29 protein-coding genes and 1 pseudogene are annotated in these 23,210 nt (G+C 35.9%); 29 read left to right on the forward strand and 1 reads right to left on the reverse strand.

Annotation, left to right across the window (positions count from 1 at the left end):
- The first annotated feature begins 9 nt into the window (after window positions 1–9).
- The 25 genes from Bccel_RS00440 (at window position 10) to Bccel_RS00560 (ending at window position 18,897) form a co-directional block, all read left to right on the forward strand.
- Window positions 10–1,218, forward strand: a complete 1,209-nt coding sequence (locus Bccel_RS00440) for a carbohydrate binding domain-containing protein (RefSeq protein ID WP_036939420.1) — start codon at window positions 10–12, stop codon at window positions 1,216–1,218.
- Window positions 1,219–1,375: 157 nt separating this feature from the next.
- Window positions 1,376–2,347 carry an acyltransferase gene (locus Bccel_RS00445; protein ID WP_036939423.1) on the forward strand — a complete coding sequence of 324 codons (972 nt, stop codon included), beginning with the start codon at window positions 1,376–1,378 and terminating at the stop codon, window positions 2,345–2,347.
- Window positions 2,348–2,486: 139 nt separating this feature from the next.
- Window positions 2,487–2,768: a hypothetical protein gene (locus Bccel_RS00450; protein WP_036939426.1), complete on the forward strand. Its 282-nt coding sequence runs from the start codon at window positions 2,487–2,489 to the stop codon at window positions 2,766–2,768.
- Window positions 2,765–3,088 carry a hypothetical protein gene (locus Bccel_RS00455; RefSeq protein ID WP_036939429.1) on the forward strand — a complete coding sequence of 108 codons (324 nt, stop codon included), beginning with the start codon at window positions 2,765–2,767 and terminating at the stop codon, window positions 3,086–3,088. Before Bccel_RS00450 ends, Bccel_RS00455 begins: the two co-directional genes overlap by 4 nt.
- Window positions 3,088–3,480: an HK97-gp10 family putative phage morphogenesis protein gene (locus tag Bccel_RS00460; RefSeq protein WP_036939432.1), complete on the forward strand. Its 393-nt coding sequence runs from the start codon at window positions 3,088–3,090 to the stop codon at window positions 3,478–3,480. The genes Bccel_RS00455 and Bccel_RS00460 overlap by 1 nt, the downstream gene beginning before the upstream one ends.
- On the forward strand, window positions 3,477–3,872 hold the full coding sequence (gp17, locus tag Bccel_RS00465; protein ID WP_036939435.1) for a tail completion protein gp17: 396 nt from the start codon (window positions 3,477–3,479) through the stop codon (window positions 3,870–3,872). Before Bccel_RS00460 ends, gp17 begins: the two co-directional genes overlap by 4 nt.
- A 5-nt stretch (window positions 3,873–3,877) precedes the next feature.
- Entirely contained in the window at window positions 3,878–4,618 is a 741-nt protein-coding gene (locus tag Bccel_RS00470; protein WP_036939437.1) for a carboxypeptidase-like regulatory domain-containing protein, read from the forward strand.
- Window positions 4,619–4,631: 13 nt separating this feature from the next.
- Window positions 4,632–4,940, forward strand: coding sequence for a hypothetical protein (locus Bccel_RS00475; protein ID WP_036939439.1), 309 nt, complete (start codon window positions 4,632–4,634; stop codon window positions 4,938–4,940).
- Window positions 4,941–4,987: 47 nt separating this feature from the next.
- Complete coding sequence (locus Bccel_RS00480) at window positions 4,988–5,227, forward strand: hypothetical protein (protein ID WP_036939441.1); 240 nt, start codon at window positions 4,988–4,990, stop codon at window positions 5,225–5,227.
- Window positions 5,228–5,233: 6 nt separating this feature from the next.
- On the forward strand, window positions 5,234–7,231 hold the full coding sequence (locus tag Bccel_RS00485; protein WP_050752938.1) for a phage tail tape measure protein: 1,998 nt from the start codon (window positions 5,234–5,236) through the stop codon (window positions 7,229–7,231).
- A 3-nt stretch (window positions 7,232–7,234) separates the two neighbouring features.
- Complete coding sequence (locus Bccel_RS00490; RefSeq protein WP_036939443.1) at window positions 7,235–8,710, forward strand: hypothetical protein; 1,476 nt, start codon at window positions 7,235–7,237, stop codon at window positions 8,708–8,710.
- Entirely contained in the window at window positions 8,703–9,170 is a 468-nt protein-coding gene (locus Bccel_RS00495; protein ID WP_036939444.1) for a hypothetical protein, read from the forward strand. Before Bccel_RS00490 ends, Bccel_RS00495 begins: the two co-directional genes overlap by 8 nt.
- A gap of 5 nt (window positions 9,171–9,175) precedes the next feature.
- Complete coding sequence (locus Bccel_RS00500) at window positions 9,176–9,748, forward strand: hypothetical protein (protein ID WP_036939446.1); 573 nt, start codon at window positions 9,176–9,178, stop codon at window positions 9,746–9,748.
- Between the two features lie 57 nt (window positions 9,749–9,805).
- On the forward strand, window positions 9,806–10,078 hold the full coding sequence (locus Bccel_RS00505; protein ID WP_036939448.1) for a hemolysin XhlA family protein: 273 nt from the start codon (window positions 9,806–9,808) through the stop codon (window positions 10,076–10,078).
- A 21-nt stretch (window positions 10,079–10,099) separates the two neighbouring features.
- Window positions 10,100–10,864: an N-acetylmuramoyl-L-alanine amidase gene (locus Bccel_RS00510; protein ID WP_050752939.1), complete on the forward strand. Its 765-nt coding sequence runs from the start codon at window positions 10,100–10,102 to the stop codon at window positions 10,862–10,864.
- 2 nt (window positions 10,865–10,866) lie between these two features.
- Window positions 10,867–11,244, forward strand: a complete 378-nt coding sequence (locus tag Bccel_RS00515; RefSeq protein ID WP_036939450.1) for a hypothetical protein — start codon at window positions 10,867–10,869, stop codon at window positions 11,242–11,244.
- A 58-nt stretch (window positions 11,245–11,302) separates the two neighbouring features.
- Window positions 11,303–12,055, forward strand: a complete 753-nt coding sequence (locus Bccel_RS00520) for a DNA adenine methylase (RefSeq protein ID WP_036939452.1) — start codon at window positions 11,303–11,305, stop codon at window positions 12,053–12,055.
- Between the two features lie 203 nt (window positions 12,056–12,258).
- Window positions 12,259–12,693 (forward strand): hypothetical protein, encoded by a 435-nt coding sequence (locus Bccel_RS00525; RefSeq protein ID WP_036939454.1) that lies wholly within the window; start codon window positions 12,259–12,261, stop codon window positions 12,691–12,693.
- Window positions 12,694–12,716: 23 nt separating this feature from the next.
- Complete coding sequence (locus Bccel_RS00530) at window positions 12,717–13,175, forward strand: Ada metal-binding domain-containing protein (RefSeq protein ID WP_036939455.1); 459 nt, start codon at window positions 12,717–12,719, stop codon at window positions 13,173–13,175.
- 51 nt (window positions 13,176–13,226) lie between these two features.
- Complete coding sequence (locus Bccel_RS00535) at window positions 13,227–14,024, forward strand: hypothetical protein (protein WP_036939457.1); 798 nt, start codon at window positions 13,227–13,229, stop codon at window positions 14,022–14,024.
- A gap of 34 nt (window positions 14,025–14,058) precedes the next feature.
- A complete protein-coding gene (locus tag Bccel_RS00540; protein ID WP_036939460.1) occupies window positions 14,059–14,370 on the forward strand; it encodes a hypothetical protein in 312 nt (103 codons plus the stop codon).
- A 1,067-nt stretch (window positions 14,371–15,437) separates the two neighbouring features.
- A complete protein-coding gene (locus tag Bccel_RS00545) occupies window positions 15,438–15,692 on the forward strand; it encodes a recombinase family protein (RefSeq protein WP_276326234.1) in 255 nt (84 codons plus the stop codon).
- A gap of 74 nt (window positions 15,693–15,766) precedes the next feature.
- The gene (locus tag Bccel_RS00550; protein ID WP_050752941.1) at window positions 15,767–16,450 is read left to right on the forward strand and encodes a recombinase zinc ribbon domain-containing protein; all 684 of its coding nucleotides are present in this window, start codon (window positions 15,767–15,769) and stop codon (window positions 16,448–16,450) included.
- Window positions 16,451–16,507: 57 nt separating this feature from the next.
- Window positions 16,508–18,292 carry a DUF5050 domain-containing protein gene (locus Bccel_RS00555; protein WP_050752942.1) on the forward strand — a complete coding sequence of 595 codons (1,785 nt, stop codon included), beginning with the start codon at window positions 16,508–16,510 and terminating at the stop codon, window positions 18,290–18,292.
- Window positions 18,235–18,897, forward strand: a complete 663-nt coding sequence (locus Bccel_RS00560) for a trypsin-like peptidase domain-containing protein (RefSeq protein WP_050752943.1) — start codon at window positions 18,235–18,237, stop codon at window positions 18,895–18,897. The genes Bccel_RS00555 and Bccel_RS00560 overlap by 58 nt, the downstream gene beginning before the upstream one ends.
- Window positions 18,898–18,954: 57 nt before the next feature.
- Here the strand turns inward: Bccel_RS00560 and Bccel_RS00565 are convergent, their stop codons facing one another.
- Window positions 18,955–20,181, reverse strand: coding sequence for a cofactor-independent phosphoglycerate mutase (locus tag Bccel_RS00565; protein WP_036939463.1), 1,227 nt, complete (start codon window positions 20,179–20,181; stop codon window positions 18,955–18,957).
- A 225-nt stretch (window positions 20,182–20,406) separates the two neighbouring features.
- On the opposite strand from Bccel_RS00565, the pseudogene Bccel_RS00570 reads away from it, so the two are divergent.
- The 4 genes and pseudogenes from Bccel_RS00570 to Bccel_RS00585 all read left to right on the forward strand — a co-directional run bounded on the left by Bccel_RS00570 (window position 20,407) and on the right by Bccel_RS00585 (window position 23,210).
- A pseudogene (locus tag Bccel_RS00570) lies at window positions 20,407–21,005 on the forward strand (flavodoxin family protein).
- Between the two features lie 9 nt (window positions 21,006–21,014).
- Entirely contained in the window at window positions 21,015–21,782 is a 768-nt protein-coding gene (locus Bccel_RS00575) for a tRNA threonylcarbamoyladenosine dehydratase (protein ID WP_036939468.1), read from the forward strand.
- Window positions 21,783–21,804: 22 nt separating this feature from the next.
- A complete protein-coding gene (locus Bccel_RS00580; RefSeq protein ID WP_036939471.1) occupies window positions 21,805–22,470 on the forward strand; it encodes an ATP synthase in 666 nt (221 codons plus the stop codon).
- 44 nt (window positions 22,471–22,514) lie between these two features.
- On the forward strand, window positions 22,515–23,210 hold the full coding sequence (locus tag Bccel_RS00585; RefSeq protein WP_036939473.1) for a PilZ domain-containing protein: 696 nt from the start codon (window positions 22,515–22,517) through the stop codon (window positions 23,208–23,210).

The following is a 23,210-nucleotide window of genomic DNA, read 5'->3' on the forward strand; positions in this document are numbered from 1 at the left end:
GAACACAAGATGCATGATACACTGGCTCGCAGAAAAACGAGCAAAAATAAAAAAGAAATTGATTTGCAAAAGGCTGATACGAAGAACTTGCAAACTAATTTAATACAGCAAATATCTAGTGTAGCACTAACAAATTTAGTTAGTAACGGCAATTTTGCTAGTGACACTACGGGATGGACATTTTCAGGTTGTGCAGGAAATGCTAATAATGGTTTTGTTGGGACAGTTAGTGCTTCGCCAGCTAAAGTTATACAGGTTACTACAAAATCACCAGTTTCCCCACATGTACTTTATATAAGTGGAGAAGCCACTGTCAATGGACCAAATTGCACAAAAATTACACTATACCTATGGAATGATGCTTTTGCTGGAACTACAAAATTATATTATGTAAATAACCCAGTACAAGGCACAACATACAAGCTTGGAGGATATTTTACAATTCCTTCTACTTGGAATGCTGGGAAAATTAGGGTAAGCATGCAGTATGATTTTAGTAACTCCGGTGCAGGCGTTGAAATTAGAACCAACAATATGATGTGCATTGATTTAACGGATGCATTTGGTGCGGATAACGAATATCGTTATAATCTTGATGCTTTACTTGCACAGTATCCAAATAAATATTTTTCAGACACAGTAAATACGCCAACAATACCAGTAGTAAATGTATTTAAAAAGGAGACTACAATTGACCCAACACATTTGCAATGGTCAGACGATATTTTTAGCAAAGGGTTTTTGCCGGCTATTACCAATGTGTTAAATAAACATTTTGGCAGTGTGTATATTGAAGGTGTTTATATGGCCCATTGCAGTCCGTTAAGTCGTTGGAATAAAGCTAATTATAATAATGGTGGTCATGTTTTTGAGGGTTTTGCGAAAGACAGGACACACAGAATAACGTTATTGGTTGTGAATAATTCTAATGAAGATAACCTTTACAGATCAGCAATTCAAGATTTTGACATAATCAATGGTACTTATGGTTGGTTAATGGTTGGATCAGATGGAGATAACCAAGCGTGGGAATTTCACAAAGATATGGCAAGGGCAAATGTGCCTTTATACATGAGGCCAGGTGCTCTACCAACAAAAATGCCTGGTAAGGATGCTAGCGGAAATGATATACCTATCAAAGACGGAGTCTTAGCGTTTGATGGAACTGGTTTAAAATTCCGGATTGGTGGAGTTTGGAAAACAGTAACCCTTTCATAAATGCGAGGTAAGGTGATGTTAGGTTAGGGGTATGGAATTATTATGGTGTATTTCCATACTTATACACAAAGCCTTACTAAAGCTGTGTAGTATATGTATACTTATTTGGATTAAAATGTTATTATAGTTAAAAATAACATTTTAAGGGAGTGGTTGTGTGGACAGGGATTTGTTTTTTGAAAATTTGCGAGGTATAGCAATACTTTGTGTAATTGCTATACATGTAATCAGTAGTGGTAATATTAATGGTTATTATGGATTGACAGTAAGGCAATTAATAGCTTTTGCGGTTCCAGTATTTGTATTTATATCAGGATACTGGATGGGCAAAAAAGAAATAGAGACAACAAATCAATACTTTGAGTTTATAAAAAAAAGATTGAGTAAAATATTAGTGCCGTATATTATATGGTCTATTATCGCAATTGCATTTAAAATGCTAATGGGTGAAAGCTTTAATCTAGTAGACATAATAAAAATATTTGTATTTGCAGAAGGTATGGGGCCGTTTTACTTTATAATAGTTATTATGCAATTATACATATTATTACCATTACTTAAAAAAATGTCTTTATGGTTAGCATTAACTATAAATTTAATGTCGATAAGTGTTCTGTACATTATGCATTATAACGGTTATGAATTTCAATCGATACGCTATGCATTGCCTTGTACTATGTGGATATTCTTTTTTGTATTAGGTATATGGTTCAATAAAAAGAATAGTTTTAATAATGCTTTTGTTTGTATATTTTTAATTGCAACTTTTGCATTATCGATGATTGAAAGTTTAGTATTAAAATATTTTGCGTTTAGTACAATAAAATTAAGTTCATTTTTGTACTCAATAGCAATAATAATTGCATTTTTTACATTAAAAGATAGGTTTAGATCCAAAACGATACTAACGAGTATTGGAGAATTTTCGTTTGGGATATATTTTACACATATGTTTGTATTAATACCTATACTTAAAGTTTTGGGGAAAGTGAGTTTTATACGTAACATAGAACCATTATACCATGTAATAGCTATTATGATTGTTGGAGCAATTTGTTATATTGCTATATTTGTAAGCAAAAAAACTATTCCTGGAAGAATTAATCAATCTGTTGGGTTTAATTTGTAGGAGGTGATAACAGAAAATGATTGTGGTATCATAACACGAAAAAGACGGCTGGTAATTAGTTCACATAAGGAAAATTTAACGATAGAGACTATCTTCCAAGGTAGTCTCTTTTATTTATCAGAAAGGTTGGTGTGTATCTATGGACAATAATTTAGTTTTGTCACTTGTAAAGGAACGCCTGGGAATCAGATCAATAGTCCGAGACACCTACTTGACAGCAATCATTAACGGAGTAGTAAAAGAGCTTGAAGATGAAAAAGGGCTTACCCTTGACAGTGCAAACAGCAGTCATCTTATGTTCCTTGTGGACTATGTCACTTGGAGGTACCAAAGCAGGGATTCTGAAATCGGTATGCCAAGACACTTACAATTCCGCTTACACAATTTAATACTTCACAAAGAAGTGGCGGTGGAAGGATGACAAAGGATTATGAGCTGGTATTGATTGATAATTCGGCATCAACGGTTAATGACATAGGTAATGTAATAACTACTGAGGTTCGCACACCGGTGCTGTGTGGGATTAGATCAGTCACACGGTCTGAACATTATGCAGCAGCAGCCAATGACCTAAAACCTGAAATTGTATTTATTATTAACAAATATGAATATACAGGTCAAAAAGAGGCCGAATTTGAGAATGCAAGGTACCGTATAATAAGGACATTTGTTCCCGATAAAAACAAAGATATTAGTGATTTTGAAGATATGGAGCTTGTTTGCAGTGGGGTGATGGAATAATGGCACGACAACAAATATCATATGAATCCAGGGTGGAACTTGTAAAACAAAAGATAAAAGAAAAGCCTGAAAATGCTCTCAAGGAGATAGGCAAATTTCTTACAAAAGAAATAAGGGCCAATACACCACGAGGCATCAAGCGAAAAATTAAACTTAAAAGTGGTAGTACTATTGAGATTAAGCCAGGACGGTTAAGGAAATCAGTTGGGTATTGGTACCGCAAAAAAGAAGGTGATCTTCAGATAGGCCTCAAGGCTTTTTATGCGGCTATGATTGAATTAGGAACATCAACACACAGAGCACACCCGTTTTTCATGAAAACTGTTGAGGCGAATATAGGGGTTATCCAGAGTATGATAGAAGAGGCACTGAGGGAGTTGAATAAAGAATGAATACTATAGAATTTTCTAAGGCAATTCGGTCATATCTGCTTACAAAACATCCTAGAGTCTACAAAGAAAAAGCACCTGCGACAGCAACATTTCCGTATATAACTTTTAATCTGCCATCAAGCTCCAATACCTACCCCAGCGAGGATTTCACCCTTGAAATAGACATTTGGGATGATAAAGAGGACACAACATCACTGGAAACATTAACAGATAGTATTGATGGTGATGGGGACGCACTTAATCCAACCGGACTAAATATAAAAACTATAGTTTCAAACGGGTTAACAGCGACTTTCTACCGGGAAACCAGGGGAGAAGTCATTGACGATGACCCGAGAATCAACCGCAGACAGCTGCGGTACAGAGTAAGAACATACTATAAAGGAGTGTGAGATATATGGCACAAGGAGATATTTTACTTGGTGAAGGCGTATTTTCTATAGGTGGTGTTGATATAGCTCTCGTTAGAGGTGGGGGATCCTTTGTTATTGAAAGAGAATACCGCCCGATTGAAGCCGATGGAGACTACGGACCTGTAAAAGGAAGAATAAGAAAAACAAAATCAGTAGCAAAACTGGCCTTGAAAGCTCTTGAATTATTACCGGCAAACTTGCCGAAGTTTTATCCTGCCATGAACCTGAATACATCAGATACTGCAAAGGATGTATTAACAGCTGCTGCAGATGTATCTGCTACAGATTATAATACAGTTTCATTTACTGGCCGGAATCTTGAAGGTAAACAGGTGTATATAGAAGTCAAGGATGCAATAAACCTTGAAAACATCAACTGGGAATTGGTTGATAAAGAAGAGGTTATATCAGAGCTTAATTACACAGGAACTTATGATCCTGCAGCCAGGACAACAGAACCTTGGAAAGTTGAATTCGCTAAAGGCACCACTTATACAGTTACATTTACAGTAACATCAAACGGCTCTGCAGCTATTTCCGGGGCCTCAGTTACATTTAATAACCGGACATTAACCACTAATGCCTCAGGGGTTGCGACTTTTGCTGGTGTTTCTGTTGGCACTAATAAACCATTTAGTGTAACAAAAGGCGGTTATAAACTGTATCAAGGAGCTGTGGATGTTGATAGTGCTGAATCCGTTGCAGTTACTATGACAGTCATATAATGGAGGGATATAGATGGAAATCAGACAGCTAAAGACAAATGATTTATTTAAAATGTCAAAGATCCTCAAGAAAATGGGTTTAAAGCTTGATACAAAGGGAAAATCCCAGGAGCAATTAGGGGCTGAACTAGTTATGTCGGCCATTGAAAATATTCATTTGGCCCAGGATGAAGTCAATGAGTTTCTTGGGGATCTTGTTGGAATGACTGGACCTGAATTTGGCGAGCTGCCAATTGATAATAGTTTTGAGATTATTCAAAAATTCAAGAGCATTCCTGGCATCGCAAATTTTTTCAAGAAAGCCGGTCAGTTGATGAAGTAGAAACACTAGATTTGTTACTGAGCCGGTACAACAATATAGATTTTATTATGCAGCTTTATTGGGTTGATGGTATTAAAATAATCAATAAAGCAGAAGAGAAACGGGAAGAGGAAAAGGCCTGGCAGATGTGGTTAACTAAGTTTCCACATATGACAAGCAAAACCTTTATCCCGTTTTCTAGTTTTTTTAAAAAAGCAAGAGAGCCTCAGGAGCTTATAAAAAGATCTGCAGAGGAAATATTGCAGGAAGCCAAAGAAATCCGGAAGGAGCTGGGGAAAGGTTGGTGATAATTAATGGAGCTTTTTAGGCTGTTTGGATCTATTTTTATACAATCAAATCAGGCGAACCAGCAACTTGATGAAGTAGACAAAAAGGCTTCCGGAGTTGGTTCAACACTTGGAGGATTGGTAGAAAAGGCTGGTAAAGTCGCACTTGGTTTTGCTGCTGCAGGTGCAGCTGCCGTAGCAGGGTTTGCAATTAAGGGTGTTAGTGCATCCGAAGAATTGCGAAAAGCCTTAAATAGTGTGCAGGCATCTACAGGGGCTGCCGATGAAGAAATGGATAACCTTAAAGGCAACATGCTCAATATTTATAATAATAACTTTGGGGAATCCTTCGATGATATTGCAAGATCCATTTCAACTGTTAAACAGCAAACTGGACAAACAGGAGTGCAACTTGAGAAATTAACTCAAAATGCTTTAATGCTTAGAGATACATTTGAATACGAGGTTAATGAGTCAACTAGGGCAGCAAATTCCTTAATGAAGAATTTTGGAGTTACCGGAGAGGAAGCAATGAACTTAATAGCTCAGGCTACTCAAAACGGTGCAAACAAAAATGATGACCTCCTGGATACTTTCAATGAATATTCAGTACAGTTCAAAAGCCTTGGTTTTTCTGCAGAACAGTTTGCAAATGTGCTTGTTGATGGTGCCAAGAATGGAGCATTTTCAATTGACAAAGTAGGGGATGCAATTAAAGAGTTTAACATCAGGGCGAAGGATGGAAGCGACAGTTCTAAGGCAGCATTTGAACAGTTAGGGCTTGATGCTGATAAGTTAACAGCCAGCTTTGCAAAAGGAGGTCCGGAAGCACAAAAGTCATTCCAGCAAGTTATACAGGCTTTGGATGCTGTCAAGGATCCTGTTGCTCAGAATACAATTGGAGTAAGTCTTTTCGGTACTCAGTTTGAGGATTTGGAAAAGCAAGGCGTGCTTGCATTTGCTAATATCGGAAGCCAAGTAAGTCTCTCCAAGTCAGCTCTTGAAGATATAAACACCGTAAAGTATGACACGTTTGGCGAGGCTTTAGCCGGATTAGGGAGAAATTTCGAAGTAGGAATATTAATACCATTAGGCGAAAAAATACTTCCTATTTTGGGTGTTTTCTCAGGCTGGATTAGCTCAAATATGCCAGCCATTCAAGGAGCGGTTGAAAAAGCGTTTAATGTAATAAGCTCTGTTATGGATAAGGTATCAATTGTGGTTATCCCATTGTTACAAACGGCATTTGATAACATATCTAATAATACGATGCCATTTTTATCAGAGGCATTAAGCTTTATAACAAATACTATCATGCCGCCTTTAATTGAAATATTCAATTTTGTTGCTACCAGCATTGTTCCGTTATTCGCCCAAAAATTCAAAGAATGGATTCCACAGGTGGGGCAGATTATGAAAGGCCTTTGGGATATAATCAAGCCAGTCATTGATAACATTGTTAAGGCATTTCAAATCGCATGGCCGCTTATCCGTGATATTGTTTCTTCATCCGTAAAAGTTATAGGGGATGTTATTTCAGGGGTGCTCAAAGCATTAAAAGGTGTAACTGATTTTGTGGCTGGTGTTTTTACGGGTGATTGGAGAAGGGCTTGGGACGGTGTCAAACAAATATTTAGCGGTGTTTGGGACGGTATAAAAGGTATTCTAAAAGGTGCTGTAAATATAATTATTGATGTTGTAAACAGCATGATTAGAGGCTTAAACAAAATACACGTATCAATACCTGATTGGATACCCGGTGTAGGAGGGAAAGATTTTGGAATAAACCTTGCCGAGATACCCCATCTTGCCGAAGGCGGAAATATTACAAAAGGTGGGAGAGTTCTTGTAGGGGAAAAAGCACCTGAAATACTTGATCTGCCGAGAGGTGCCAGAGTAACACCTTTAGACAAGGCTAATAGCGGTATAAGCATAACAATTAACGATCCGATTGTTACAGATGATTACGGACTTGACAGGCTTATGGATAGAATAACCCAGCGGATGGGAATTCTGGGGGTGTAAATAATGGGAAGAACTTGTGCAATTTACACTGAAGATTCAAGGTTGATAACTCCCAACTGGACCATAACAGATAAGTTAAATGCCAGAACAACGTTAAGTTTTACGCTTATTTCAATTGACAATGTGAATATAGGAGATACAGTGTTTTTTGAGATAACTCAAAACAGCATCTCGGTGTATAAAACATATTGCAAGATACTTACTATAGACAAATATGAGGCTATGCCTGGAAGAGTATTTTATAATGTTTCTGCTGTAGATGATTCCAGTATTGCAGATAAGCGGCTAATCGCAGCTGTTGCTGAAAACATGACAGCAGGTGACATTGTTAGAAATATTATTTTGCCTGTGCTATCTGCAGATGGGGTAATTGCTGGAAATGTACAGGATGGCCCTATAATTAAAAAAGCTGTATTTAACTATATAAAATGTTCCGAGGCACTGGATTATCTTAAGGATATCACCCAGTTTAATTGGAATATCATCCAGGAAGATGCAATTAGCTTAAACTTTTACGAAAGAAGTACCAACAAATCACCATGGATATTGTTCGATTCGGTACAACACAGTAACTTCAAACAAAAATCAGACATGACTAAATACAGAAATACTCAATATATCCGAGGTGGGAAATGTAAAACAGCTACCCAAACAAATGAAACTCCATCACCGAAGCCTGATGGTGATTCTAGAAATTTTATTTTGCGGTATCCTTTAGCAGAAAAACCTGTTATAGAAATTAATTTGAACGGAACTGGATGGACTGCTATTAACCCAGCATATATAGGAGTAAACGGAATAGACAAGAATAAAAAGTGGTATTTTGCATATAACAGCAACACAATAACTCAAGACTCAACCGAGGCTGTTTTAACTCCTAATGATGCTGTAAGAATAACATACAAAGGGCTGCGTGATCTGTTTGTCAAAATAGATAACCCTAGCGAAATTAATAATAGAAAAATGATTGAAAGCAGCTCAGGTATCTACGAAAACATCATAAAGGAAACCAGTATTAATGATACAGATCAAGCCATACAGTACGCTCAGGCTCTACTTGAAAAATACGGTGAAATAAAAGACACAATTGACTTCAATACTAACGTTCCAGGCTTGCAAGTTGGCCAATTACTTACAGTACAAAAGCCTTTATATGGTATCAACTCGGATTTTTTAATTGAGTCAATAACAATTAGGCCTGACGGTCCAGAAGAGGTTATTTACTCCGTACATGCTTTGGACGGGGCAGCAGTTGGGGGATGGGAAGAATTTTTTAAAGGACTGCTTAAAACTGACAAAGAGTTTGTTATTGCAGAAAATGAAGTTATTATATTACTGCAAAACCAGTCAGAAATCAGTTCGTTTGCAGGGCAGACCAATATAAAAGTTTTTTCTGCTCTGTATCCTTCCGAAAGTTTATATCCTTCCGAGAACTTATATCCAAATACCGCAGTTAGTGAGGTGATTATTAATGATTGATAAAGTAGGATGGGATGGTACTTGGTATATAACAACTAAAAACAAAATAACTGGTGCTATTACAGAAGAGAAAATAAAAAATAGAATCATGAATGCAGCACTTAATGCTTTTGCTGATTGCTTACTTGGTATTACACCAAATTATGAAATTAAGTATATGGCTGTTGGGACCAGTTCGGCTCCAATTACTGATACTGATACAAAATTAGGTTCAGAAATATTTAGGGTTCAGCCTGTAGCAGCCCCAACACGGACTAATACCGGCGAAATCACAACGGAATTTCAGATACTTGACAGTGAGGCTGTTGCGACCATAGAGGAAATAGGGATATTTTGCGGAAGTACTGCAACATCCTCTGCAGATACGGGAAACCTTTTAAGCCGGATATTATGGCATAAAGTAAAGAGTAGCAGCGAAGAATTAACATTCAAAAGGGTTGATAAAATCCAAAGGGGGTAATGTAAATGGCTTATGAAAAAACGATTTGGACAAATGGAGGCACACCATCCATTAATGCAACAAATCTAAATAAAATTGAGCAAGGCATACATGAAATACATAGTAGGCCAAACGCAAAACTAGTGGTTCCGCAAGACATACCAGTATTAAATTTTTCAGGAAAGAAAGTAGTATGGGGGCATGCAAATTCTGCAGATTATGGAACTCATAGAATGTCTTATGACACTCATGGGATGTTTAATGCATCAATACCAGATGAACTTGAATGCAAAGTATCCGGTAAGTATATGATTACGGTTTTCTTGACCTTTCATGGGTTGACTATTGGAGGTGGTTTACAAGCAGAGTTCTTTTATTCTAATTATCCAGACAATGAACTAGAAACACCCTTTGATCAATCATATACTTATATTCACAAGATAGTTATGCCGCTTCGCTTACAATCCAGCGTTGAACTGCATCAGGGCGATAAATTAAGATTATATGTTTATGGGTTAAATGCAGGAGAAAATGCTGTTATTATGCAAAATGGTATTTTATCTTCTTGGATAGCAATTGAATGTTTTGAACTGATTTAGTTATAAGGGGAGCCGGTTGTAATACTCAATCAACTGAATAAGAAAGGACTGAGTACAATGCCACCAGGGAATGAAGTATGTAATGAAAAACACAAGAGAGTTGACGAACAATTGAAGCACCATGAAGCATGGTTGGGAGAGCATGAAAACAAAATAGATAGGCTTGATAGGTCAGATGCAGCAAATACTGCAAGTATCAATAACTTATGTACTAAAATTAGTGACTTGGTAACAACCCTAAAATGGCTGATTGGCTTTGTAGTAGCACCATTAGCAGGAGGCTTGATAGGTCTCTTTTTTTATGCTCTGCAAAAAGGAATGTTTAGATAATATGAAGGGAGGACGATTAACTTGCGAAACGACATCCAAATAATTATCGATCCAGGACATGGTGGGACCGAAACTGGAGCTGTGGCCAATGGATACAAAGAAAAGGACCTGAATTTAGAAATTAGCCTTGAGCTTGCAAGAGTGCTTCGAGGCTATTTTTCTGGGGTTCTAATGACCAGGACAAAAGATGAATACTTTGATCTGTCCCGGAGAGCTGCTTGGGTAGCAAAAAAGGCTGCAGAGTTTTCCGGAAAAACGATATGCCCTTGTGTTCATCTTAATGCCTATAACGGTCAGGCTAGAGGGGCAGAGGTTATATACTCAATCCATTCCGATGCAAAATTAGCTACTTGTATTGTAGAAAAGATTTGTTCCTTGGGTTTGCCTTTCAGGAGAGTATTTAGCAAGGAATCTAGTGTTAACAAAGGCCAGGATTATTATTGCATGCACAGGGCAACCGGATCGGCTCAAACAGTTATTATCGAAAGTCTCTTCTTGGATAACGCATATGATGTGGCATTTTTGAAACAACCTGAATTCATTCCGAAGTTGGCCCAGAAGATAGGCGAAGGACTCCTTACTTATCTGCAAATTCCGGAAGAAAAACCAAAGCCAGCAACTCTGCAACTACAACAACCACCAAAGATCCATCAATTCAAAAAGGACAATGATGAGTTGATGGCTGCCGGGATCCTGAAGAGCGATCACACATTAACACTTGATAACCAAGCCACCGAAGGCTTTGTTATAGCACTTGTAAACAGATTAAGAAAGGATGGTAAATAATCATGAATCAATTTTTAACGCCTGAGGTTGTGAGCCTCATTATTACAGCCGTAATCGTGCCGGCACTGGTTAAAGGAATTAAGCTTGCAGGGAAGGCACTGGAAAACAAAATAGGTAATGATAAGTTTGATAAGTACATAGTTATCGCAGAGGATGCAGTGGAAACAGCGGTTGTTTCTGTGGGCCAAACGGTGGTTGATACGCTAAAGAAAAACGGTGAGTTTGACCAGGCAGCCAAGGAAGAGGTATTTACTCAAGCTAAACAATTGGCTGTTAATATAATGGGTTATGCAGCAAGAAATGAGTTAGCTAAGTTATATGGGGACTTGGACGCATGGCTTGATAATAAAATAGAGTATTATGTAAAAAAGACAAAATAACAATAGCAGGGGAAACCCTGCTTCTAATTTTAATTTAAAACATAGGGGGATACTAATTATGAAAAGCTTTATTAGTTGGATAGGTGGTAAGAACTATCTTAAGAAAACTATTTGCGACAGAATGCCAGCACACTTTGGACGATACATTGAAGTATTCGGTGGTGCTGCATGGGTACTATTTCATAAGGATAGACATGCAGAAATAGAGATTTATAATGATTATAACAGCGACCTGGTTAATTTATTCCGGTGCGTTAAATTTCATTGTGAGGAGCTGCAGAGGGAGCTTTCCTTTATGCTTAATTCCAGGGAGCTATTTGAGGATTTCAAAGCTCAGTACAATACAAGAGGTTTAACAGATATACAGAGAGCTGCAAGGTTCTTCATAGTTTTAAGAATTTCTTATGGCTCAAACGGCAGGAACTATGGATGCGTTAAAAAGGATATCCAGGTAATGGCTCAATATCTTAACAGCATATCAAAGCGGCTTTCCAAGGTTGTTGTGGAAAACAAGGATTTTGAGGACCTTATAACAGTATATGACCGTCCTGATGCACTGATCTATTGCGATCCACCTTACTATGGCACTGAAAAATATTATCAGGCTCAGTTTACCCATGAAGATCATGTAAGGTTGGGCCAGAGGCTGGAAAATATAAAAGGCAAGTTTATTCTTTCATATAATGATCATGGGTACATAAGGGAGCTTTATAGAAATTATCATATTGAAGAGGTCGAGAGACTTCATAATTTGGTTAGTCGATACGATCAGGATCGGAGCTATAAGGAATTGTTGATAAGAAATTATTGAAATTTCCAAGCGTTTGAAAATATGAAAACTTTATATGATACAAATTAAAGTTTTACAGAAAAATCTATTGTTTTTGCAACTACATTGTCAATATTTATTTATATATATATTGCTGCTGCTATATAAGTGTAATATAATTATGGTGGATTATGTACTATCTGGTAGAGAGTATTTTGTTTAATAGATATTGTTTGGAGGTATAAATGGATTCAGTTACTAAATTTCTTAATAATCAGTGGATATCAGGAGTATGTGCTTCATTAATAGCAGCAGCTATCGTATCATTGTTAAGCCGAAAATTTTTAGGTAAGAAAGCATCAGATACTGGTTATAGTATTTATTGCCTGTTCTTAGGTATGATGGGTTTTATATCAGTTGCATTTATATTTATCCTAAGTAGCGATGTATTTAAGTCTCAAACGCTAAAAATGGAAAGTGAAGGGTTTTTTGCTTTTGTTAAAATTTATATGAGTTTATTCTTTCCCATAATTTTAGGTGTGGTTTTTGTTACTCTCTTTATTATTTATAAAGATTTTTCTGTTAGATCCTTGGATTCGATAGACAAGATGGTTAAAGGAAATACAGATATTATAAAAAAATCTCTAAACAAACAAAAGGATGCTTCAAAAGGCAATTAAATAGCAGTTGTTGGGGTGTTTATATGAAGAAAATGTTTATTATAGGCAGCACCGTTATATTACTTATTGGCTCTGTAATAGGTTTTAGGCTGTACAAGTATTACAACTATTCTGGCGAGCTTATAGGCATAAGAGGTACTTACACATATCACAGGGATAATTGTGCCTTTGTTAAAAAGGCTAGTGCCGATAAGCTGATATTTATTGATAGCCTGAAAGAAGCTGCAGAACATGAATACAGGTCATGCAAAAGCTGTAATCCTCCAGCCAATGATAAGTATGTTGCAGAAATTGAAAAGCAAAAGCAATTAGTAGAAAAAGAAAGATTATCTAAAGTTAGACAAGATTTATTAGATGGTAAGTCTTTAAAAGCAGCAGATGTAATTGAACTATATGAAAAGGGATTTATAACAAAGGAAGAATATGATAAATATGAATCAAAATTTTCTGTGACTACATCAAGGTATTCCTTACCTGAATGAAGAATTTACATGCCTTAATATTTTAGATAAAATAAGGAATAAGGGAGATTTATGGATATTCAACCAACAGCTAATAAAGAAAAAATAACATCCAAAATAAAGAATTTCTTCTCGAATCCTTGGGTTGGAATTATTACTTCAATTTGTACAATTCTAGGTTTTATTTTAGCCTTTTATTTTTATTATTCATCAATAAGTAATAGGGAACTGTCTTATGCAGTCTATCCTTTAAAGGTATCAGCACTAAAGAGTGGGCAAGTATCTGACCTGAGAGTATCCTATAAAGGCAAAAATATAGATGGTGATATTAGTATTGCTCAAATAGAGATATGGAATAAAGGTAAACTATCAATAAGGCCAGGTGATATACTTGAAAATCTTAAAATAAGTACTGTTCCAACTGTTCCGATTTTAGAAGCATCAATTAGGAAAAAGAGTAGGGATATTATTGATTTAAAGCTTGATGATAGGTATTATGATAAAGGCTATGTTCCATTCAATTTCAAAATCATGGAGAAAAATGACGGTGCGGTTATTCAGCTTATTTATGTGGGAAAAGACGATGTTGAATTTAAAGTTCAAGGTATTATTGAAGGACAGCCAACTTTAAAATCAATTGAACTTACTAATAGATCTAATAAAAAAGCAAGTCCAATCCTTGAATTTTTAGGAATGCTTTTTATTGAATTTTTTATTTTTGCGATTTATATCATTATTTGTATAGTAAAAAAAGTGAAAATTGACAATGTCATTACAAGGATCATTTTATTTGCTGCTGGGATATTCGGAGTACTATGCTTACTAATTGCATTTATATCTTACACTCAAATACCTTTGAATTTTGAATAAAAATATATAGGTTCTAAATAAAGGAGATTTCACTATGAGATATGGACTTTTAGTAATTATAAGCTTAGGGGTATTATATTTTATATTTGGTTTTATTTTAGTCAAGATTGGTTGGCTTGATGCAAATACCTATAATTCATTCTCAACAATTGTTGGTGGTGTAGCCACCTTATGTGGATTATTTACATTTGCATTGCCTAAATTAACACCAAAAGATATTGAAAAATTAGAGATAGACTCCTTTCGCCGAATGTCCAAGGTAGGTGAAGAGTTGATCTCTAAGAATAAAGAAATAGATTTAAAAACCACTCCTAAAGAAATCAAAACATTAAGAATTCCAATGTAAGTGTTGATGTACATAGCTGATGTATTTTCTGGTTGTCCCTTGTATAAGCTTTCTAAAAAGTTGTATATGTTAACCAAATCTTTTTTGTCTTCATATAATTTTTTTATAAAGTAAAGGAGCAATTTCAAATTGTAAGAAAAGTCTTGTCGCAAATTACAAATCATATAATTTAATAATTCTTTCATGTTGCTTATGCCATTTGATGTGATAATGTCATCATCGTTTGAATTTACAATGAAAGCTTGTATTGTATAATCCATGTTTTCTATTTTGGTTGTAACACTTTCTTCGAGCGAGGCTAACACCAAAGATCCATCAATTTAAAAAGGACAATGATGAGTTGATGGCTGCCGGGATCCTGGAGAGCGATCATACATCAACACTTGATAACCAAGCCAATTATTTTGTTTGGTTATAATCATCATTAAAATTTATGATAATACTGGAAAATTGGTTTCAGCAAAATAAGGTGACGGGTATTGCTTTTTTTGCTATAATTAATTAAAATAGCTTGGAGGATAACTCCAAGCTATTTACTAAGTAGTATAACAATATGTACATAGCTAACAGGTAGCTAACAAACAGCTTTTGAAATGGCTTGTTATCAACGAGGACAGTTCTCAAAGAGATAATTGAAAGTCTTCGAATTGAAGAAATCTCCAAACGTTTGGAAATTTGATGTTAAGTTATACCATCTTTAACCGATATACATATTGCCATTAGTTTATTAGTAATATCAATATACATAGTATATCCTTTTCAACCCTCATTGAGGGTTATTTTTTTAATATGATATTGTAGTATTAATATAGGTATACTATAATATAAATGAGGAAATATTTTTGACTTTTCCTCCCCTTAATATATAGCTCCCAAATCGGGAGCTTTTTTTATATGTCCTTCATATAGCATATAACGAACGATACGCAAGAGACATATCGCGAAAGATCAGGGCAAATCTGAGATTTAAAATATCCAAGGGTGAATATATTGGTCATGCTCCATACGGCTATAAAAAGTCGGCCAGCACTAAAAACAAGCTAGTTGTCGATGCAGGCCAGGCTCCAATTGTAAAGAAGATATTTGAGATGTACAAGCAAGGTTACGGTTATTCATATATTGCAAGGTATCTTGATTTGCAAGGCTGTTCTCCGCCATCAGCAAAAAGCAGTTTACAAAATGGTAAGTCAGGCTGGAATGCTGTGGCTGTTCAGAGGATACTTTTAAATAGGGTTTATATTGGTAACACTGTCCAGGGTGTAAGTGAAAAGGTGAGTTTTAAGAGCAAGAAGACTAGACGGCTGCCCAGCATAGATGGGTAATAACTGAAAATACACATGAAGCTATAATAGATAGAAATGATTTTGAAGAGGTTCAGAAAATACGTGAAGGAAAATTGGTTAGGAGCCAGAGGCACAAAGGCAGGCCTAACCTTTTTGCTTCTGTTTTGTATTGTGGTAAATGTGGAAGCATTATGTACGCTAGAAGAAGAAATGGTACTCCAACAGCTTATGTTTGCAGCATCTATGCTAAATACGGAGCACAGAAGTGCAAAAGCCATCACGTTTATGAAGAAGATCTGTTAAATATTTTGTATGAAGAATTGAAATATGCTTCAAATGATAGAGAGATAGTGGAAAAAGTAAAAGTACTTATCAAAGACTATGTTACAAGAGAGTCAAACCTAACTAGAATTGACGAATTGGAGGGGATTATTGAGGAAAAGATTAGGCAGCAGGATATAATGTATCTTGATAGACTAAATGGAAAAATAAGTGAACAGCAATTTATAAGAATTAATAATGAGATTGAATCCCAAATTAATGCTGTTAAAAATGACATAATTGCCTGCAAAAACAGATTTGATACTTTTAAATTAAATGATATTGATAATTTAATTAAAAGTATTGATGTTAAAGATATTAATGTTGAAATAGTAAAATTACTTGTGGAAAAAATAATTGTGTTTGATAAAGAAGATGAGGCCGATAAAATATATGACAAAAATAAGTTATATTTTAATGATTTGGAAAATGGCAAAAATGATGGCCTCATAGTTGTCTATTTTAATCATACCTAAGGGTTTGGTAATTCATAACTGGGTTAGTGAATCTATAAAGCCAAGGAGATAAGGCATATGATTAGAAATATCTATATTGTCTTTGTTGTTGTAGTGCTGATGCTATTCCATATGGATGTCAATGCACAAGATGCCTCAAAGGATATTAGGGTTATGGTAAGGGGAGATTTCCTCACAATGGAAGACACGCCATGCATGGAAAATGGAAACACGCTGGTTCCTATGCGTGATATATTTGAGAGTCTTGATGCTTACTTGATATGGGATAACAAGTCGCAGTCAATAACAGCCTTTAAAGGTAAAAAGACTATAAAATTAAAGGTAGGCAGTAGAGCAGCATCGGTAAACGGCAATGATTTTCCATTGGATATTCCGGTTAAGGTTATAGGTGGCAGAACAATGGTGCCGCTGAGGTTTGTTGCTGAAGTTTTGGGTGCACAGGTGGAATGGGATGATGAGGATAGGATAATTAAAATTGAAAGTGGCAAAGAAGCAACGGGAAACTCTTCCGGAAATATCTTGAACTATGGATTTGCCGCCCAAGAGGGTGAGTATACTTATATTTCTGTAATTGGCAAAGGGTTATATAGAATTAGCAAGGATGGACAGGAGAAAGAAAAGATTTTAGGTGATGAGGTAATCAATATTAATGTCATTGATGGGTGGATCTATTTTACATATCCTGAAGATCATCTTTCAAAGGGTGAAAGAGGGCTGCTTTATAAAATGACAACAAAAGGGGAGAACATTACAAAACTTACAGCTTTTGCAGTTCAAAGTGTACATATCATTGGAGACTGGATTTATTACATAAATAGTGAAGACAGCAAGTTATATAAAGTCAGGATTGATGGGAAAGGAATGGAATCAATATATGATAAAAATCCTATAGGAAGTTTTACAGTCAGTGACGGCTGGATATATTTCAAGGAACAGTATGATAATGCTTTATATAAAATTAGGACAAATGGAAGTGATAAGAAGTTTTTATGTAAAGGGTTGGGGCTTGATGCACGAATAGTTGCCGAAGGAAATTGGGTTTATTATGATTCATATGGAAATATAGATGGAGTTTGTAAAGTAGATATAGATGGAAAAGAACAGCAGCAGATTATATTTGAGGTTGTAGATTCATACAATGTAGATAACGGGTATGTTTACTATAATGATTCATTTAATAATTTATATAAGGTTAGAAGTGATGGAGGCAGTAAGGTTAAGGTTGGCAGCAACATAGATCTGGATATAAATATTGCGTGTAACTGGATTTATTATAAGAATTGGGATTCAAAAGACAATGATGGCAAGGATTATAGAATAAAGTCAGACTCTACGTTAAAACAAAAGGTTATAATGGATGGACCGTTCATTGATTTAAAGGTAAATTACCTGTCAGACAAGCCAACACCAAACCCCATTACCTTGCCTTCTCATGAGTCTAAGAAGAGTAACCTTAGTACAAGGGAAGTTGCACGTGAAAAAGATGCTGTGGCTTATATAAAAACCTTTGATGAAAATGGTAATCCTATTGCCTTTGGCAGTGGATTCAATATAGACAGCACTGGCGTAATAGTTACTAATTTTGGGATATTAAAGGGAGCCGCATCTATTAAGTGTACGCTGGCAAATAACTTAACCTTTGATGTAAAGTACATTTTAAATTATAATCCTGTAAGGGACATAGCAATTCTGCAGCTTAGCGATGCGGACAATCTGCCGGCTGCGAAGTTGGGGCTTCGGCTAAAACAGAATTGGGAGAAAAAGTTGTTGCTATTGGCAATCCTATGGAATTTCACAACACTGTTTCAACAGGGGATATCAGCGGTTTTAGAAATCTATTAGGTATAGATTATATACAAACAACAGCTTTTATCGGTTCAGGAAGCGGGGGGGGGCCTCTTTTCAACATGAAGGGTGAGGTAGTAGGTATAATGGCTTTTATGTTATCAGGTACTCAAAATATTAATTTTGCAATACCAGTAGATGATCTTAAGGAGTTGTTTCCTTCGTCTGTTTTGATGCCTGTTGAAGGTATAGGTGAGCTTGAGAGTTCTATTTTTGAAAGTGAGCCTGATGATTTCTATGACAACGCGAGTGCTGCAAGATTGGAAATGGATATGGAAGGTATGTTAAGAGATAAAAAAGATGAGGATTTTTACAAGATTGAAATTAATAAACCTTGTAAAATAATAATTACCGGAACAACAAATGTATATGATGATAGAGCAAAAGATATCAGCATGATTTTGACGGACCAGGATGGCAATGAAATATGTAAAAGCCAGCTTCAGAATGAATTGGGTCAGGATTTTTTGGATATAAAAGCAGATATAAATAATGGAATATATTATCTCATTGTGAAAGCAGCTGATTCATTGGATGACACGGTGAGAAATGTTTATTATAAAGTGAGAATAACAGAAGGATACGAAAGCACCGGCGAATGATAAAACCGGTGCTTTTTCATGATGCCAATCAAAGTTTGCAAGATCACAAGTGATCTTTTATAGATCACTAAGATTTTTTAGCTTTATAAAGCTATCCATCAGGGTATAACCTTCGTCTACCATTATGCCTGTCTTTGCTGCCTGAAACTCATCATAACCATTGCTGCCTGAATCTATCTGATCACTTTTTTGGTATATGAGAAATGGCACAGGTTCTGATGTATGAGTCCTTAAGGATAATGGAGTGGGGTGATCCGGAAGAACCATAATCCTGTAATCGGGGTATTTTTCCAGTCCTTTTAAAAGTGTTCCCACTACCAATTCATCAATTAGTTCGATAGACTTGACTTTATTCTCAATTTCATGTCTGTGACCACATTCATCAGGTGCTTCCAGATGAACATAAACAAAGTCCTTTCCACTGTCAATTTCCTTTAATGCAGCCTCTGCCTTGCCGAGGAAGTTTGTGTGAACATTGCCGGTTGCTCCTTCAACATCAATGGAATCAAGACCTGCACATATTCCTATACCCTTAATTAGGTCAACTGCAGATATCACTGACCCGGTTATTTTGTACTTGTCATTGAAACTTGAAAGAGCAGGTTTTTTACCTTCGCCCCATATCCAGATTGAATTGGCTGGTCTTAGTCCTTTAGCAATTCTCTCCAAATTCACAGGATGGTCTTTTAAAATGTTGTAGCTTTCAACCATCATTTTTTCAACCATTTTACTGTACGGCCCTTGTGGCATGTACTCGGTTATTTTCCTGTCTAATATGTCATGAGGAGGAGTCAATTTAAACTCCAATGAGCCGTTATTCCAAACCATACAATGACGATAGCTTATACCGCCAAAAAATGTAATGTCTGATGTACCGAAATGACGTTGAATTTCCGCTATCAGTTCATGAGCTTCTTTGGTTGAAATTTCGTCAGAACTGTAGTCTATCATTGTTTTTTCAGAATACTCTTCCCCGTCGGAAAGCGTAACAAGGTTGCATCTGAATGTAACATCAGTATCCTTTAACTGAATACCCATGCTTACAGCTTCTAGCGGTGAACGTCCTGAGTAGTAAATCTTTGGATTATATCCCATAACAGAGAGGTTTGCTGCATCACTTCCCGGAGGTATTCCGTCAGGTACTGTCTTAACCATTCCAAGTCTTCCTTTTTGTGCAAGCTTGTCAATGTTGGGTTTCTTAGCCTTTTCCAAAGGTGTCAAATTATCCAATTCAGGCATGCGGTAGTCTGCCATACCATCTCCAAGTACAACAATATATTTCATAAAAATCGTTCCTTTTCGTTATTTATTTATATTCTTATATTGCGTTAAATCTGTAGTAATATATAATATAAGGCTTACAGAAAATAATTATATATCATAATTTTAAAAAATTCCATATTTAAATATGAATGAACTTTATTAATCTTGAAGTCAGGTTGAGAGATTGGGAATAATATCATATAATAATACATAATATAAAAATTCATAAGGCTGAGGTGCGAGAATATGTTGATTTTAGGTTTAAACGGGAGTCCGAATAAAGATGGTAATACAAAATTTCTGCTTGGGAAGGTTTTGGAAAAGGCAGCTGAATTAGGTGCAAAGACGGAAATACTTGAAGTGCCGGAGCTGTTACAGTCTGCAAAACACAGTTTTTGCAGTGTTTGCTCAAATCCATGCTCAGGAGCTTGCTATAAAGGTACAAAGCTGGAAGAAGCTTTTGAACTTATGAAAAAGGCAGACGGATTGGTTTTGGGAAGCCCTGTTTATTTTGGAACAGTAACCGGACAATTGAAAGCTTTTTTTGATAAGACAAGAAAATTAAGGGGCGAAAAGGCCTTTTACAATAAAATTGCGGCAGGGGTAACGGTTGCTACATCAAAATATGGTGGACAGGAAACTACAATGAAGGCTTTGCATGACATTATGCTGGTTCATGGAATGACTATTGTAGCTGATGGTTATTGTGAGGATGACTGCGGTCATCATGGTGTTTGTGCCCATAGGCCTGCCAGGATGATGATTTTGCCATTAAAAGAGCATCCATACTTGCAAAACGTATTGTAGAGGTTTGCGGAGCTACAAAGGTATTAAGGAAAGGATAGTTTAAATAAATGTTACATGAGTTTTCAAGAACAGAGTTATTGATCGGGAAGGAAGCATTAAAAAAGCTTGCTGATTCAAAGGTGGCGATTTTTGGCATAGGCGGAGTAGGTACTTATGCTGTTGAAGGTTTGGCTCGGGCAGGAGTTGGAAAGTTTGTGCTTGTGGATGATGATTGTATTTGTCTTACAAATATAAACAGGCAGCTTCATGCAACAAGAAAAACAGTGGGAAAGCCTAAAGTTGATGTCATGAAGGAAAGGATACTGGATATTAATCCAAAAGCCGAGGTTATTACACACCAGATGTTTTATCTTCCCGAAAGCTCTGATAAACTGATATTTGATGACTATGATTATATCGTAGATGCCATTGACACTGTTTCTGGAAAGATAGATCTTGTTGTAAAGGCTAAAAAAACGGGTATACCTATAATAAGCAGTATGGGTGCAGGTAACAAGATGGATCCTACAAGATTTGAAGTGACTGATTTATTCAGCACTTCAGTCTGCCCCCTTGCAAAGGTTATGAGATATGAACTTAAAAGGCGGGATGTATCTTCACTTAAAGTTGTTTATTCCAGGGAAGTACCGATTAAACCACAAGAAACAGAAGAATCAAGCTGTGCTGTGGGCTGTATATGCCCAAAAGGAACTACCAGAAAGTGTACAAGCCGTCACCAGATACCTGGAAGCATATCCTTTGTGCCTTCTGTGGTAGGGCTTATTATAGCAGGGGAAGTAATTAAGGATCTTATAGGCTATACTTATTCCAATTAATAATTTTAGGAAGTGGTAATTTATGTTTGATAAAAGAGTGCTAATATTTACAGGTCATTTTGGCAGCGGCAAAACCGAGGTGGCTGTTAACTGTGCAATGAAGCTGGCAGAACAATATAAAACTGCTATTATGGATTTTGATATAGTTAACCCATATTTCAGGACTGCGGATGCTAAAGAAGTATTAAAAGAAAATGGAATCAATATTGTTACTTCTGTTTATGCCAATACAAATGTCGATGTTCCTGCTGTACCAGCAGAGGTTAATTCGCTTTTTATAAATAAGGACCAGAAGGTGGTTTTGGACGTTGGTGGTGACGATATTGGAGCAAGGGCACTATCCGCCTTTAAGGAGCAAATACAAAATGATGAGCATGAAATGTATTTTGTAATTAATGTTAGAAGGCCTATGACGGACAGTGCAGAGAAAATAGAGGAAGTTATAAATGAAATACAGTTAAGCTCAAGGCTTAAGGTAACATCACTTATCAATAATACAAATATATTAAAAAGCTCTACAGGTGATGAAATCATTGAGGGCCAAAAAATAATTCAAAAAGTTTCGTCAAAGCTTGGAATTCCTATTGCTTTTACGTCAGGTTTTTACGATATATTAAATAGAGTAAGAGGAAAAATAGCAGGTGAAGTTCTGGAGATGGAAAAGTTTATTAAGCTGCCTTGGGACTAAACTTTCTTATTATCCGGAAATTATGAAAGGTATGGTTATATCTTATGAATAAAGAATTGCTTGGAAAGTATTTGAAGGTAGGTAGTATAATCAAGACAAAAATAGATGCCAGTCCTGCATGGATTACTAATATTGTATATTCAATAAGCGATGACTTTATTCAAGTTAATATAGGTTTGGAAAAAAATTATATAGAAAACTTAATCATGATTGGTGACACGGTTAAGTGTAAGTATACATCTAATGAGATTGAAATTATGTTTATAGGCTGGGTAACAAAGATTCATATGGATAATCCCCAAAGAATAACAATAAAGGTCCACCAGTTGAATGTTTTTGATAATAAGAGGGATTATGCCAGGTATGATGTATATTTAAGTGCTGTTATAAGAAAAGACAGAGAGAATAAAAATGGGGTATTTGCCATACTGACCAATATCAGTAAAGCAGGTGCAGCCTTTATCGTGAGGGAAAGTATAGATTTAGATCAGGATTATTTAAAAGATAGTATCTTATATTTTGAGGTTAATTTAACCCGGGAAAGGACTTTTACTTTTGAGGGTAGTTTTGTAAGATGCGATATAAAAGAAAAAGGCATAGAATATGGTGTTAAGTATGATTATATTGAACCCCTGAGCATAATATTACTGGAAGAGTTCTTAACTGAGCTTGCAAATGAGGATAAAGAGTTTTATAATAAACGGAGTGGATTTTGGTCTAAAAATAGTAAAATGAAGTAG

Origin of the sequence: Pseudobacteroides cellulosolvens ATCC 35603 = DSM 2933 (assembly GCF_001262605.1) — a bacterium.
GTDB classification, from domain to species: Bacteria; Bacillota; Clostridia; order Acetivibrionales; family DSM-2933; genus Pseudobacteroides; species Pseudobacteroides cellulosolvens.